The organism is Rathayibacter sp. PhB151 (assembly GCF_004366415.1).
In the GTDB taxonomy this organism is placed as follows: Bacteria; Actinomycetota; Actinomycetes; order Actinomycetales; family Microbacteriaceae; genus Rathayibacter; species Rathayibacter festucae.
On the sequence record NZ_SOEN01000006.1, the window covers coordinates 865,810 to 881,110 of the forward strand.

The window sequence follows — 15,301 nt, forward strand, 5'->3', positions numbered from 1 at the left end:
GCATGGTTGGTGCTGACCGCGGGCCTCGCAGGGGCGGCCCCTCCATGCTGGTCGAGTAGGCCGCTCAGCGGGCGTATCGAGATCCACCGCTCCGCGAGGCGGACCTACGGGACGATGACCGCGCGGCCGCGGACGGTGCCGTCGTGCAGGTCGGCGTAGGCCTGGGGCGCGTCGGCGAGGGCGTACTGCTGGATCTCGACGTCGATGCGGCCCGCCTTGGCGAGCTCGAAGACCTCGATCAGCTCGCTGCGGGAGCCCCAGTAGGGGATCCGCAGGGCCGCGTCGTAGGCGATCGTGCCGAAGCCGACGGTCGCCTGGCCGCCGCCGATGCCGACGATGGTGACGTCCGACTCGACGGCCGCGACCGCGGTGGCCGTCGCGATGGTGGGGCCGGCGCCGACGAAGTCGAACACGGCGTCCGCGCCCAGCCCGCCGGTGATCTCGCGGATCTTCTCGGCTGCGGAGGCGTCGCTGATCAGCGTGACGTCCGCTCCGACGTGCTTCGCCAGCTCGAGCTTCTCCTCGCTGACGTCGAGCACGATCACCGTCGCGCCGGAGAGCGCCTTGAGGATCTGGATGCCGACGTGGCCGAGTCCGCCCGAGCCGATGACGACGGCGTAGGTGCCCGCGCCGAGCTTCGGGAGGCTGCGCTTGATCGCGTGGTACGGCGTGAGGCCGGCGTCGGTGAGCGAGACGTTCTTCACCGGGTCGAGGTCGCCGATCGGGATCAGGTGGCGGACGTCGTCGACGATCATGTACTCCGCCATCGAGCCCTGGTTGCCCAGGCCGGGCGGGCGGATGCCCTCCGCCTCGGCGTTGGTGCAGTAGTTCTCCGCGCCGCGCGAGCAGTTGAGGCAGTGGCCGCAGCCCCACGGTCCGTAGACGGCGACGGCCTCGCCGATCTGCAGGCCGGTCTCGACGCCGGGGCCGAACTCCTCGATCACGCCGGCGCCCTCGTGGCCGAGGGTCAGCGGCAGCGGGTAGTGCTGGGCGAGGTAGTCCTCCTCGGGGAGGCTCATCACGTAGTCGTCGGAGTGGCAGACGCCGGCGGCGGTCACCTTCAGCAGGATCTCGCCCGGCCCGGGCACGGGCTTCTCGATCTCGACGACCTCGGGGGCCTGTCCGACGGTGGTGTAGCGCAGTGCCTTCACGATTCCTCCTTCGCCGGGCCGCGCTCCGCGCAGTCCGACATCTGTCTGCTATCGGGTGCCCCTCCAGTATCCGCCGCTCTCCTCCAGCGCGCTCCGTGCGCCGGGGAGGGTTGACCTCGGCCCTCGCGCAGGACGGGATCCGAGCCGTGGTGTATCCATGGGGAGGGCGCAGGCGGACCGCCCGGGACGACGGAAGGCGCGACGACATGGCCCCACCGCGCCGGAAGGCGACGCTCGAGTCGGTCGCCGAGCGCGCCGGGGTCTCGCTGAAGACGGCGTCGAACGCGGTCAACGGCACGGGCCGGATGGCGGACGGCACGCGGGAGCGCGTGCGGGCCGCGGTCGCGGAGCTCGGCTACACGGTGAACGTCGCGGCCCGCAATCTGACCCGCGGACGGACCGACGCGGTGACGCTCGCCGTGCCGACCCTGAAGGCCGCCTACCTCGCCGAGCTGGCGGAGGCGGTCATCGAGACCGCCCGCGACATGGACCTCGCGGTCTCCGTCACGACCTACCCCGACGACGGCGGGGACGGCTCGCGCCGGCTGCTGCAGCGCTTCAACTCGCAGCTCACCGACGGGCTGCTGCTCTCGCTGTCCGAGCACGAGACCCTCGACCGCTCGGCGCTCGCCGTCGAGTACCCCCTGGTCTGCCTGGGGACCCGCGACACCTACGAGCTGGTGGACCGGGTGACGACCGACGACGTCGCCGACGCCCGCGCGGCCACGGCGCACCTCCTCGCGCGCGGCAGCACCGCGCTGGCCGTCGTCGGCGCGCACTCGCCCTTCGACGCCGACCGCATCGGCGCGGCCCGCGAAGGGAACGCCGAGCAGCGGCTGCGCGGGGTCGTCGAGGAACTCGCCGCCGCGGGCCGCGCGCTCGATCCGCGCCTGGTGGGCGTCACGGGCTACGACTGGACGATCGGCTCCGGCTTCCGGGTCGCCCGCGCGCTCGTCGAGGCGGGGGTGCCGTTCGACGGCCTGGTCTGCTTCAACGACGTCCTCGCGACCGGCGCGATCTCGGCCCTGCGCGAGGGCGGACTGCGCATCCCGGACGAGGTGCAGGTGATCGGCTTCGACGACATCGAGGAGTCGGCGTTCCTCTCCCCGCCGCTCACCTCGATGGACTCGCGGATCGAGTGGATCGCCCGCACGGCGCTCGAGCGGCTGGTCGCGCGGATCGACCGGGTGGAGGCTCCCGCGACCACGCTCTTCGCCCGGTCGCAGGTCGTCGCCCGCGGCACGACACGCTGATCAGAGAAAAGTCTCCTTGCCCTCACAGGATCCTCCAGGCTAGATTCGCGTTCGTGGTACAGCGCTGTACCACGGTGGACCTGCGACGACGGAGGCACGACATGACGCGTACGACGACGAGGCGGCTCCCCGCCCTGATCGCTGCTCTGCTCGCCGGGCTGCTCGTGCTCGCCGGCCAGTCGCCCCTCGCCGGGCAGACCGCCGAGGCCGCCGAGATCCGGACGACGACGGTCGCCTTCACCGAGACCACGACCGTGCGCGGCACGCCGAACGCCACCTTCTACGAGGGCGCCTGGTCGAAGAACAGCACGCACACCTGGGCGACCGGCGGCGCGGCCTTCGAGATCGCCTTCACCGGCGAGACGGTCGCCCTCTCGGGCCGGAAGGCCACCACCAACGGCACCGCCGACGTCTTCGTCGACGGCGTGAAGATCGGCTCGGCCGACTACCGCGGCGCCCGATCGACCACGACGGTCCCGATCGCGTCCTTCACCGGCCTCGCCCCCGGCGACCACGTCCTCCGCGTCGTCACGGTCGGCTTCATCAACCACGCGTCCGCCGAGTTCACCAGCACCGTGCTCGTCGACGAGCGCGCCCGCCTCGCCGCCGCGCTCGACCGGCTGAGCGCCCTCGCCGCTCCGGACTTCACCGCGGCGTCCTGGGCCTCCTTCTCGGCCGCCGTCGCGACCGCGACCGCCGCCCGCGACGACGCCGCCTCGACCGACGCCGCCCTGCTCGCCGCCCGCGGCGCCCTCGAGGCGGCCGAGACCGGCCTCGTCCGGATCTCCGGGCTGCGCGAGCGCCTCGACGAGTACCGCACCCGAGTCCCCTCCGCCTACACCGCCGCGTCCTGGGCGCCCTTCGCCGCGGCGACGGTCACCGCGGGCGAGGTCCTCGACGACGCCGCTGCGAGCGCCGCGGCCGTCGTCGCCGCGAAGAACGGGCTGCAGACCACCGCCGCCGCCCTCGTCCCGCTCGCCGACGGCACCCTCGAGACGATCGAGAACAACCGGTTCTGGCTCGACACCGCGGGAGACCCGATCTTCTCCCAGGGCGGCGGGATCTTCCGCTTCGGCGACCGCTACTACTGGTACGGCGTGGAGTACACCGGCTCGCAGCTCTACTACGACTCCCCGACCCGCACCTACACCCGGGCCGGCGAGGGCGACTTCGTCGCGGTCACCGCGTACTCCTCCGAGGACCTCGTGAACTGGACCTTCGAGAACGACGTCGCCACGAGGGACACCGCGCTGCACATCCCCGCCTCGAAGGACGTCACGGGCACCTACTTCTCGGACATGGACACGCTCGCCGACGCGGTCTGGATCGGCCGACTGGGCGTCGCCTACAACGAGCAGACCGGGAAGTACGTCCTGCTCACCCAGTTCGAGAGCCCCGACCCGGCCCGCGTCACGAACGCCGGAGTCCTCTTCCTCAGCGGGGACTCGCCCGTCGCCGACTTCGAGTACGCGAACCTGCAGACCCACATCCCCGGCGTCTACCGGAACCCGAGCAAGCCCGGCTGGGAGCAGGGCACCGGCGACCAGACCGTCTTCACCGACGACGACGGCGCGGACTACCTCGTCTTCTCCTACCGCGACGGCCGCAGCCGGACCTACGTGGGCCGGATCAGCGACACCGACTCGCTCTCGGTCGAGACGGCCGTCGAGGTCTACCGCGGCGCCGGCCGCGAGGGCAACGCGATGTTCAAGCTCGACGGCCAGTACTACGTCGCGAGCTCGGACCTGCACGGCTGGAACACCTCGCAGACCTACCTCGTGCGCTCGCTCGAGGGCCGGATCCAGGGGCCGTACTCGAGCATGTACGTCCTCCCCGGCACCGAGAAGGACTACAGCCACGTCACCCAGAGCGGCTTCTTCCTGACGGTGCAGGGCACCGAGCAGGACACCGTGATCTACGCCGGCGACCGCTGGGCCGACTTCGCCTGGAACGGCCTCGGCTACAACCAGTGGCTGCCGCTCAGCGGGACCGGCGCGGACGTCCGCTTCGAGTCTCTCAGCGAGTGGGACATCAACGCTCGCTCCGGCGAGTGGCAGGTCGGCGCCGGCAACAACTGGATCCTCAACCCCGACTTCGCCGCCGACCGGATCGCGGTGACCACGGTCACCGGCTGGACGCAGACCACCGACCCCGCCTCGACGACCACCGGCTTCGTCTCGAACCCCTCGCCCGGCGCCGACGGCTCGCGCTTCGCGCTCCGGCTCGGCGCGGCGCAGGCCTTCTCGGGCGGCGTGCAGCAGCAGGACGAGGTCCCCGCAGGCGTCTACACCCTGTCCCTCCGCGCGGACCGGCCGGGCGGACTCGACTCCGCGCGGATCGTGGTCACCGGCGCGGACGGCGTCGAGCACCGCACCGAGATCCCCACCACGAGCGGCTGGGCCGACGTGCGCTCGGCGGAGTTCTCGCTGCCGGCCGGCACCGCGACGGTCTCGATCCTGGCGAGCGGCCCCGGCGGCGCCGGACTGACGGTCGACGCGCTGGCCCTCCGCCGCCAGGCCGCGGCCTCCTGGTCGGCGACCTCCGTCTATCAGCAGGGCGACACGGTCCTCTTCCAGGGCTCGCTCTGGCGGGCGTCGTGGTGGACCAGCAACCAGACCCCCGGCGACCCGAACGGCCCGTGGCAGCAGCTCGCGACCGCACCCGACGGCACCGCGGTCTGGACCGCCTCGCGCATCTTCGACACCGGCGACGTCGTCGTCCACCAGGGCCAGCGCTACCGCGCGAAGTGGTGGACCCGCAACCAGGCCCCGGGCGACCCGTACGGGCCCTGGCAGCCGCTCGGCTGAGCCCGAGCGCCCTCCTCTTTCCCTCCCGCAGCACCACTGTCTTCTCTCCCGCAGCACCACTGCACTCCGCAGCACCACTGCATCCGCAGCAGCACCCCACCCACACAGAAGGAACGAATCCGTGCGAAGAAGCTCCAAGAAGTTCACGACCGTCGTGGCCGTCTCCCTGCCCCTCGTCCTCGCGCTGAGCGCCTGCGCGGCCGGCGGCGGCGGTGGCGGGAACGCCGCCGGCGGAGGCGACGGCGACGAGACGCTCAGCGTCTGGGCCTGGGACCCGGTGTTCAACATCGCGGCCCTCGAGGAGGCCGAGAAGATCTACCAGAAGGACCACCCGGACTTCAAGCTGGACATCATCGAGACCCCCTGGGACGACCTGCAGCCCAAGCTGACCACCCTGGCCCAGTCGCAGCAGTACGAGGAGCTGCCCGACGTCTTCCTGATGCAGAACAACGCGTTCCAGAAGAACCTCGTCAACTACCCCGAGATCTTCAGCGAGCTGCCCGCCGACGCCGTCGACTTCGCGGAGTTCCCCGAGGCCGTCGCCGCCTACTCGACCCTCGACGACGTGCACTACGGCGTGCCGTTCGACTCGGGCACCGCCGTCACCGCGCTGCGCACCGACGTCCTCGAGGCGGCCGGCTACACGATCGACGACTTCACCGACATCACCTGGGAGGAGTTCCTCACCAAGGGCAAGGACGTCCTGGCGAAGACCGGATCACCGCTGCTCTCGGGCCAGGCCGGCTCCTCGGACATGATCATGATGATGCTGCAGAGCGCCGGAGCCAGCCTCTTCGACGACGAGGGCAACCCCACCATCACCGACAACGACGCGCTCCTCGCCGCGATCGACGTCTACAAGCAGCTCGTCGACTCGGGCGTCTTCGTCGAGGTCAACTCGTGGGACGAGTACCTCGGCACCTTCGTGAACGGCTCCGTCGGCGGCACCATCCAGGGCATCTGGATCGTCGGCTCCATCCAGACCGCCGAGGACCAGGCCGGTGACTGGGCGATCACGAACGTCCCCTCGCTCGACGGCATCTCCGGCGCGACCAACTACACGGCCAGCGGCGGATCGTCCTGGGCGATCAGCGCGAACGCCGACGTCGACCTCGCGGCCGACTTCCTCGCCTCGACCTTCGCCGGCTCGACCGAGCTCTACGACACGATCCTGCCGAAGTCCGGCGCCGTCGCGAACTGGCTGCCCGCCGGCTCCTCGACCGCCTACGAGCAGCCGAACGAGTTCTTCGCCGGCCAGCCGATCTTCGCCGAGGTCGCCGAGTTCGGCGCCGAGGTGCCGAGCAACAACACCGGCGCCTACTACTACGAGGGCCGCGACGCCGTGAGCGCCGCGATCACGCAGATCATCGGCGGTGCGGACCCCGCCTCGGCGCTGGAGGAGGCGCAGAAGAACGTCGAGTTCGCCATGAGCTAGGGCTCGCCGCGAGCCGGCGTCGCCGAGACCCGACGTCACCGCGAGCCGGCTCGCACCCCGGGCCGGGGAGGACTCCTCCTCCCCGGCCCGTCCCTCCCCGTCCCTCTCCCTCCGAGAATGCGAGCCCGCCCGTGTCGACCTCCGCCCCTCCGCGCCCGCGCCTGCGCGTCCCACCCCGGCCGCAGCGCGATCTCCGCAGCCGCCCGATCCGCATGACCGGGGAGCGCCGCCGCAGCCTCACCGGCTGGGCCTTCCTCCTGCCGGCGGCGGTGCTCATCTTCCTGGTGAGCTTCCTGCCGATGGTCCAGGCCTTCCTGCTCTCGCTGCAGACCGGCCGCGGGGCGAACCTCAGCTACGCGCAGCCGTTCTGGCTGAACTACGAGCGCCTGCTGCAGGACGAGATCTTCCGGCTGACGCTGCAGAACACCTTCATCTACCTGATCATCCAGGTGCCGGTGATGCTGATCATGGCGCTGGTGCTGGCCAATCTGCTCAACACCAGGAACCTGAAGTTCAAGACCTTCTGGCGCACCGCGATCTTCCTGCCGTGCGCCGTCTCCCTCGTCGCCTACTCGCTCGTCTTCCGCACGATCTTCGCCAACGACGGCTTCGTCAACGACGTGCTGATGGGAATCGGCCTGATGGACTCGCCGATCAACTGGCTCGGCAATCCGGACACCGGGCGCTTCGTCATCATCCTCGGACTGCTCTGGCGCTGGACCGGCTACAACATGGTCTTCTACCTGGCGGCGCTGCAGAACGTCGACTACTCGAGCATCGAGGCCGCGCGGATGGACGGCGCGAACGCGCTGCAGACCTTCTGGCACGTCACGATCCCGCAGCTGAAGCCGATCATCCTGCTCACCGCGATCATGTCGACCAACGGGACGCTGCAGCTCTTCGACGAGTCGTGGGCGCTGACCAGAGGCGGCCCGGCCTACACGACCATGTCGATGTCGCACTACCTCTACGAGGTCTCGTTCCTGAAGAACCCGAACTTCGGCTACGCCTCCGCCCTCTCCTACGTGATCCTCATCCTCGTCGCGGTCCTCGCGTTCGTTCAGCTGAAAGTCGGTGACAAGCGTGATTGAGCGCGTCAGCACCCTGCCCGCGATCGAGGACGTCGAGTCGGTCACTCCGAGCGAGTCCGTCCCCGTCCGCAGCGCGCCGCTCTCCTCGCGGCTGCGCGGCCTGCCGAAGTACCTCTTCCTCTCGGTCTTCGCGCTCTTCTCGATCTTCCCGCTCTACTTCATGGCCGTCTCGGCGACGAACACCAGCCAGGACGTCCTCGACTCGCGGATGATCCCGGGCCTGGCGCTCTTCGACAACTTCGCCGGACTGCTCGATCTGCAGGACGTCGGCTCGGCGATGTGGAACTCGGCGACCGTCGCGGTGGGCACCACGGTGCTCGCGCTGATCGTCTGCTCGATCGCCGGCTACGGCTTCGAGGTCTTCCACTCGCGGGCCAAGGACCTTCTGATGGCGGTCCTGCTGATCGCGATCATGATCCCGTTCGCGGCGACGATGATCCCGCTCTTCCAGGTCTTCGCCGAGGTCGGGATGATCAACTCCCTCGGCGCGGTCATCATCCCGGCGATCTCCACCCCGTTCCTGATCCTGCTGTTCCGGCAGGCCTCGCGCTCGTTCCCCTATGAGATCATCGAGGCCGCGCGGATCGACGGGGTCAGCGAGCTCGGGATCTTCGCCCGGATCTACCTGCCGTCGATGCGCTCGACCTACGCCGCGGCCGCGGTCATCACCTTCATGACCGCCTGGAACAACTTTCTCTGGCCCAAGGTCATCCTGGTCAACAACGACTTCCAGACCATGCCGATGCTGATCTCGAACCTCAGCGCGGGCTACGTGGTCGACTACGGCGTGCTGATGCTGGCCGTCTTCCTCGCCTCGGTGCCCACCGTCATCGTCTTCATGGTCCTGCAGCGCTCCTTCGCCGAGGGCATCACCGGGGCGATCAAGTGAGCCTCGCGGAGCTCCCGGGCGAGACGGCGCCCGCCGCCGGGTTCGACCTCGCCCGGCTGTCCGACCCCGGCTTCTTCGCCGAGAACCGGCGGCCCGCGCACTCCGACCACCGCTGGTTCCGCTCCGAGGACGAGGCCGCGACGGGCGTCAGCTCGTTCGAGCAGTCGCTGAACGGGCTGTGGCGGATCCACTGCGCGCCCCGGCCGGCCGACGCACCGGCCGGCTTCGAACGGCCGGACTTCGACGCGGGCGACTGGGACCTCATCCCCGTGCCCGCGCACATCCAGCTGCACGGCCACGACCGCCCGCAGTACGTGAACACGCAGTACCCCTGGGACGGGCGCGAGAGCATCCTGCCCGGGCAGGCCCCCGAGCGGTTCAACCCGACGGCCTCCTACCGGACGACCTTCGAGCTGGACGCGCCGCTCGCGCCCGGCGAGCGGATGGCGCTCGACGTCCGCGGCGCCGAGAGCACGATCGCGCTCTGGCTGAACGGCGTCTACCTCGGCTTCTCGGCCGACAGCTTCTCGCCCGGCGAGTTCGACCTCACCGAGGCGCTGCTGCCCGGCGAGAACCTGCTCGCCGCGCAGGTCGTCAAGTGGAGCGCCGGCTCCTGGCTCGAGGACCAGGACTTCTTCCGGTTCTCCGGGATCTTCCGCGACGTCGTGCTGCTGCGCCGCCCGCGCGCGCACGTCGAGGACCTCCGCGTGCGGACGACGGTCGACGACGACGGTGCCGGCATCGCGGTCGAGCTGCGGCTCGACGGGGCGGGCTCGGCGACGGTCGAGCTCGACGGCGTCGGCCCGCTGCGGCTCGATCCGGACGGCGTGCACCGTCTCCGGCTCGCGGAGCCGCGGCTGTGGAGCCCCGAGGACCCGCACCTGCACCGCCTGACGGTGCGCGTGCGGGACGCGGACGGCGCCGTGACCGAGGTGGTCCCGCAGACCGTGGGGCTCCGCCGCTTCGCGATCGAGGACGGCGTGCTCAGCCTCAACGGGCGGCGGGTCGTCTTCCGCGGGGTCAACCGGCACGAGTTCGGCCTGCAGGGGCGGGTCGTCGACCGGGCGCAGACGGAGGAGGACCTCCGGATCCTCAAGCGGGTGGGCGTCAACGCGATCCGCACCAGCCACTACCCGAACAACTCCTACTTCTACGACCTCGCCGACGAGTACGGCTTCCTCGTGATCGACGAGATGAACCTCGAGACGCACGGGCTGTGGGACCGCGTCCGCTACCTCGACGCGCCGCTCGCCGAGTCGGTGCCCGGCGACGACGGCCGGTGGGCGCCCGCGCTGCACGACCGGGCGCGGAGCCTGCTCGAGCGCGACAAGAACCACCCGAGCGTGGTGATGTGGTCGCTCGGCAACGAGTCGTTCGGCGGCACCGTCCTCCGCGATCTCGCCGACTGGTTCCGCGCGGTCGACGACCGTCCGGTGCACTACGAGGGGGTGCACTGGGACTCGCGCTACCCGGAGACGACCGACGTGGTCAGCCAGATGTACACGCCGGCGGCGGAGATCGAGGAGTACCTCGCGGAGCACCGCGACAAGCCGTTCCTGCTCTGCGAGTACGCGCACGCGATGGGCAACTCCTTCGGCGCGGTCGACCGCTACCTCGATCTGGCCGAGCGGGAGCCGCTCTTCCAGGGCGGCTTCATCTGGGACTTCGCGGACCAGGCCGTCGCGATGACCGACCGGCACGGCGTGCCGTTCCTCGGCTACGGCGGCGACAGCGGGGAGTCGCCGCACGACGGCGACTTCAGCGGCAACGGCATCCTCTTCGCCGACCGCACGCCGACGCCGAAGCTGCAGGAGGTGGCGCACCTCTACCAGCCGTTCCGCGTCGACGTCTCGGCGGCGGAGATCGTGATCGGGAACCGGCTGCTGTCCACCTCCTCCTCCGCGTACGCGGCGGTCGTCGTGCTGCGGCGGGAGGGACGCGTGCTGGCGGAGCGGGAGCTCGCGACCGATGTCGCCGCGGGTGGGGCGTCGACGTACCCGCAGCCGGTGCCGCTGCCCGAGCTGCCGGGCGAGTACACGCTCGACGTCGAGCTGCGGCTGCGCGAGGACACGCGGTGGGCGCCGGCGGGACACGTCGTCGCGCGCGGGCAGCACGTCTTCGAGGTCGCGGGGTTCTCGCGACCGGAGCACGCGCCGCGGCCCGAGCTCATCGACGGCACCCACAACGTGGGCGTCGTGGGCGAGCACTTCAGCGTCCTGTTCTCCCGGCTGCACGGCGGGCTGATGTCGTACCGCTGGGGCGGCGGGCCCGAGGGCGGCCGGGAGCTGCTCACCTCGATCCCGACGCCGTCCTTCTGGCACGCGCCGACCTCGAACGAGCGCGGCTGGGGCGGTCCCTTCGAGGACGGGCAGTGGCTGCTGGCGAGCCGCTACGCGCGGGCCGCGGGCGAGGCACTGCGGACGGCGCGGGTCTCCATCGACGAGTACGCGGTGACGGTCGGCTTCCGCTACGAGCTGCCGACCACGCCGCGCGCGGTCTGCGACGTCGACTACCGCGTGACGGGCGACGGGCGGATCGAGGTGACCGTCGCGATGACGGTGCCCGACGGGCTGCCCGATCTGCCCGAGTTCGGGATGCAGCTGACCACCGGCGCCGACGCGCACCGGCTGCGCTGGTACGGCGACGGACCGGACGAGTGCTACTCCGACCGCCGGCTCGGGGCGCGCCTGGACGTCTGGGAGAGCGACGTCGCGCGGGAGCTGACCCCGTACCTCAAGCCGCAGGAGTCGGGCAGCCGCACCGGAGTGCGCTGGGCCGAGGTGACCGACGACGGGGGCTTCGGGCTGCGGCTCGACTGCGCCGGCGGGATGGAGTTCTCGGCCCTGCCGTGGACCCCGTACGAGATCGAGAACGCGCAGCACCCGAACGAGCTGCCGCCGGTGCAGCGCACCGTCCTGCGTCCGGCGCTGCGCCGCCGCGGCGTCGCGGGCGACGACTCCTGGGGCGCCCGCCCGCACCCCGAGTACGAGGTCCGGCCGCTCGACGGCCGCCTCGAGTTCCGCTTCGGCCTGACGGGCGTCGGCGGCTGACGCCGGGTCTCGATACGCCGCTGCGCGGCTACTCGACCAGCATGCTGGCGCGCCCCCCTGCCGGTCGAGTAGCCCACGCAGCGGGCGTCTCGAGACCCCGCCGCGCACAACATCAGCTGAGAGCACAGGGCCTCCCCCGTCAGCCGAGGGACCCCCGTCTCAGCTGATGTTGTGCGCGGCTTCAGCGGCGACCCGCGCCTCATGCCGGCCGAGCAGCCCGCGCAGCGGGCACCCCATGCTGGTCGAGTAGCCCGCTCAGCGGGCGCATCGAGACCCACCCACCCCACGCACTCCCCCGCAACAGCCCCGAAACGCGCGCTCGCTAGGGTTCCCTGAGCAGTGCCGGCGGACGCCGGCCGGAACGCGGGAGAGCATGCAGAAGCGGATCGTCCTCGGGGTCTTCGAAGCGGGCACCCCGCACGTCGGCGGCACCATCAGCTGGTCGCACCCGCGCAGTCGCGACGGCGACTTCCGCGACATCGACTACTGGCAGCGGATGGCGCGCCTCCTCGACGACGCCGGCTTCGACTTCCTCTTCTTCGCGGGCGGCTCCTTCGGCTACTCCTCCCGCCGCGGCGAGCTCTCGGACGTCCTCGTCGAGGCCGGCATGACCTTCGCGCTCGACGGCGCGTACCTCATCCCCGCGCTGGCGGTCGGCACCGAGCGCCTGAACTTCGTGGTCACCAGCACCACCGGCGCCGACCACCCGCTGCACGCGGTGCGCAAGTTCTCCACCCTCGACCACGTCACCCGCGGACGGATCGGCTGGAACATCGTCACCGGCGCCTCGCAGAACACGATGGCCGCGATGCTCGGGCAGTCCGCGATGGTCCCGCACGACGAGCGCTACCGCGCCGCGCAGGAGTACGTCGACGTCGCCTTCTCCTTCTGGGAGGGCGGCAACGACGACGACGTCATCGTGCTGGACCACGAGCGCAACGTCTTCGCCGACCCGGAGAGGATCCGCCCGGTCGCCTACGAGGGCGAGTTCTACCGCTCGCACGGCTACCACACGCTGCCGCCGTCGCCGCAGCGCTCGCCCCTGCTCTTCCAGGCCGGGACCTCGCCGGTGGGCCGCGCCTTCGCCGCGAAGAACGCCGAGTGCGTGTTCGTGCAGGGCTCGACCTACGGCAAGGTCGCGGCCGACATCGTCGACATCCGCCGCCGGGCCGCGGAGAACGGCCGCGACCCGCAGTCGGTGAAGGTCATGGTCGGCGTGACGATCGTCGTCGCACCGACCTCGGCGGAGGCGGCGCAGCTGCGCGCCGAGTTCGACGCGCTGCAGACGGACGAGCTGGCCGCGCACTACTACGCCGGCAACACGGGCGTCGATCTGCTGGCCTACGACCTCGACCGCACGCTCGCCGAGCAGCTGGTGCTCGACGACCAGGCCGGGCAGATGGGCACCAGCAACATCGAGCGCTTCCTCACCCGCCCGGACGGCGCTGCGCCGACGGTGCGCGAGATCCTCGACGAGCTGAAGGGCAAGGGCACCCGCGGCTTCGCGATCACCGGCGACCCGGTCGAGGTCGCCGACGAGCTCGAGCGGATGATGGACGAGACCGACCTCGACGGCATCATGCTCGAGGCCGTCTTCGGCCTCGCCTCGATGCGCGACTTCATCGAGCTCGTCCAGCCCGAGCTGCGGCGCCGCGGCCGCCTCGACCCCGAGCCCACCGGCGCCACCTTCCGCGAGCGCATGCTCGGCACCGGCCCGCACCTCGCCCCCGAGCACCACGCGGCCGGCTTCCGCCCCTGAGCCGGCGGGTCTCGATACGCCGCTCCGCGGCTCCTCGACCACCATGCGGCGATTCATGCTGATCGAGTAGCGCTCGCAGAGCGCGTATCGAGATCCGTCTCCCGCAGGCGCGTGGGTCGCCGGACGGCGTCAGCTGACGCGGACGAGGGTGCGCTGCCAGCCGGAGGAGCCGTTGGGGGCGACGCCCGCGCGGTCCTCGATCTGGAGCATGCCGTTGGCGTCGGTCGCGCGGACGGCGACGTAGTGGGCGCCGCTCGCGGCCTCCCAGTCGACGTACCACTGCACCCAGGTGTCGAGGTTGACCGGGGTCGAGAGGGTGGCCTCCTGCCAGTCGCCGTCGTCGATGCTGACCTCGACCTTGGCGATGCCGGTGGTCTGCGCCCAGGCGACGCCGGCGATCTTGGTCGCGCCGGCGGGGATCGCGGCGTCGATCCGCGGGGTGTCGATCCGCGAGGACATCTTGATCGGAGCCTCGGCGTCGTAGCCGCGCGGGGTCCAGTAGGCCTCGTCGGCGGCGAAGGTGGTGACCTTCAGCTCGGTCAGCCACTTGGTGGCGGAGACGTAGCCGTAGAGGCCGGGGACGACCATCCGAACCGGGAAGCCGTGCTCGAAGGGCAGCGCCTCGCCGTTCATCCCGACGGCGAGGATCGCGTCGAGGTTCTCGTCGGTGACCGCCGAGAGCGGGGTGCTGGCGGTGTAGCCGTCGACGCTGGTGGAGAGCAGCATGTCGGCGCCGCTCTGCACGCCGGCCTTCTTCAGCACGTCGCGGAGCGGGACGCCGAGCCACTTGGCGTTGCCGACGAGGTCGCCGCCGACCTGGTACGAGACGCAGGTCATCGTGATGCCGTACTCGTCCAGGCCCATGTCGAAGATGTCCTGCAGCGACAGCGTGACCTCCTGGTCGACCATCCCGGAGATCTTCAGCGACCAGGTGGAGGGGTCGATCGAGGGCACGGTCAGCGCGGTGTCGACGCGGTAGAAGTCGGCGTTGGGCGTGTAGAGCGGAGTGAGCCCGTCGATCCCGAGATCGGCGCCGGCGGGCACCGAGACGGTGCTGCGCGGGCTGGGCAGGCGGAGGGCGTCGCGCACGCTGGCGAGGGACGAGGTGGCGGCGTTGATGGCGCGCGACCCGGCGCCGATCACGGCGGCGCCGACAGCGGCGATCAGGGTCACGCGGAAGAAGCCGCGGCGCTCGATGCCGACCGGGCGGGCGGCGGGGGCCGCGCCGGTCTTCTCGGCGGCGGACGCGGCGCGCCAGCGGCGGAGGCGCGAGACGGTCAGGTGCATCACGATCATCGCGACGACGAGGCCGACCAGGGTGGGCACTGCGGAGAGCGGGGTCGCGCCGGTGCGGGTGACGATCGCGGCGATCGAGAGGCCGCCGGCGATCACGAGCAGGATCTGGCCGAGCGGCGGGCGGATCAGCTGCAGCACGCCGGCGAGGGCGGCGGCGACCAGCACGGCGACGCCGATGCTCGCCAGCAGGAAGATCTTGTCGTTCGCTCCGAACGTCTCGATCGCGAACTCCTTGAGCGGGCGCGGCACGATGTCGACCACGAACGCGCCGAGGGCGAGCACCGGGCTGGCGTTCTTCGCGACCACGAGCGCGACGAGCTCGGCGATCGCGAGCAGCACGCCCGCGACCACGATGCCGGCCACGGCCGCGAGCGCGATGAACCGGAGCCTCGGCACGCGCGGGTTCTTCCCTGTCTGTTCCATGGGAGTCATGCTCCGCCCTTGACCTGCCCGTTCGCAGTGTGGTGCCGGTTTGGTCGAGATGTGTAACGAATGGATAACGCCCGGCGCCCCCACCCCCTGATCCCCTCCGCGAGATGCCACTTACGAGCGCGACACGCCGCAGAAAGT

General features: G+C 71.2%; 9 protein-coding genes. 7 read left to right on the plus strand and 2 right to left on the minus strand.

Annotated elements, in window-relative coordinates:
* Positions 1 to 104: 104 nt before the first annotated feature.
* Positions 105 to 1,151 (minus strand): NAD(P)-dependent alcohol dehydrogenase, encoded by a 1,047-nt coding sequence (locus EDF35_RS04750; RefSeq protein WP_133960902.1) that lies wholly within the window; start codon positions 1,149 to 1,151, stop codon positions 105 to 107.
* Positions 1,152 to 1,357: 206 nt separating this feature from the next.
* Between EDF35_RS04750 and EDF35_RS04755 the strand changes: the two genes are divergently transcribed.
* The 7 genes from EDF35_RS04755 to EDF35_RS04785 all read left to right on the plus strand — a co-directional run bounded on the left by EDF35_RS04755 (position 1,358) and on the right by EDF35_RS04785 (position 13,435).
* Positions 1,358 to 2,404 carry a LacI family DNA-binding transcriptional regulator gene (locus tag EDF35_RS04755; protein ID WP_123734665.1) on the plus strand — a complete coding sequence of 349 codons (1,047 nt, stop codon included), beginning with the start codon at positions 1,358 to 1,360 and terminating at the stop codon, positions 2,402 to 2,404.
* A gap of 101 nt (positions 2,405 to 2,505) precedes the next feature.
* Complete coding sequence (locus tag EDF35_RS04760; protein ID WP_133960903.1) at positions 2,506 to 5,211, plus strand: carbohydrate-binding protein; 2,706 nt, start codon at positions 2,506 to 2,508, stop codon at positions 5,209 to 5,211.
* Positions 5,212 to 5,332: 121 nt separating this feature from the next.
* The gene (locus EDF35_RS04765; protein WP_123705734.1) at positions 5,333 to 6,646 is read left to right on the plus strand and encodes an extracellular solute-binding protein; all 1,314 of its coding nucleotides are present in this window, start codon (positions 5,333 to 5,335) and stop codon (positions 6,644 to 6,646) included.
* A gap of 212 nt (positions 6,647 to 6,858) precedes the next feature.
* Positions 6,859 to 7,737, plus strand: coding sequence for a sugar ABC transporter permease (locus tag EDF35_RS04770; RefSeq protein WP_133960904.1), 879 nt, complete (start codon positions 6,859 to 6,861; stop codon positions 7,735 to 7,737).
* Positions 7,730 to 8,626 (plus strand): carbohydrate ABC transporter permease, encoded by an 897-nt coding sequence (locus EDF35_RS04775; protein WP_243581115.1) that lies wholly within the window; start codon positions 7,730 to 7,732, stop codon positions 8,624 to 8,626. The genes EDF35_RS04770 and EDF35_RS04775 overlap by 8 nt, the downstream gene beginning before the upstream one ends.
* A complete protein-coding gene (locus EDF35_RS04780) occupies positions 8,623 to 11,676 on the plus strand; it encodes a glycoside hydrolase family 2 TIM barrel-domain containing protein (protein WP_133960905.1) in 3,054 nt (1,017 codons plus the stop codon). Before EDF35_RS04775 ends, EDF35_RS04780 begins: the two co-directional genes overlap by 4 nt.
* Before the next feature lie 373 nt (positions 11,677 to 12,049).
* Complete coding sequence (locus EDF35_RS04785) at positions 12,050 to 13,435, plus strand: NtaA/DmoA family FMN-dependent monooxygenase (protein ID WP_133960906.1); 1,386 nt, start codon at positions 12,050 to 12,052, stop codon at positions 13,433 to 13,435.
* Positions 13,436 to 13,564: 129 nt separating this feature from the next.
* Here the strand turns inward: EDF35_RS04785 and EDF35_RS04790 are convergent, their stop codons facing one another.
* Entirely contained in the window at positions 13,565 to 15,154 is a 1,590-nt protein-coding gene (locus tag EDF35_RS04790) for a molybdopterin-dependent oxidoreductase (RefSeq protein WP_133960907.1), read from the minus strand.
* Positions 15,155 to 15,301: the final 147 nt, after the last annotated feature.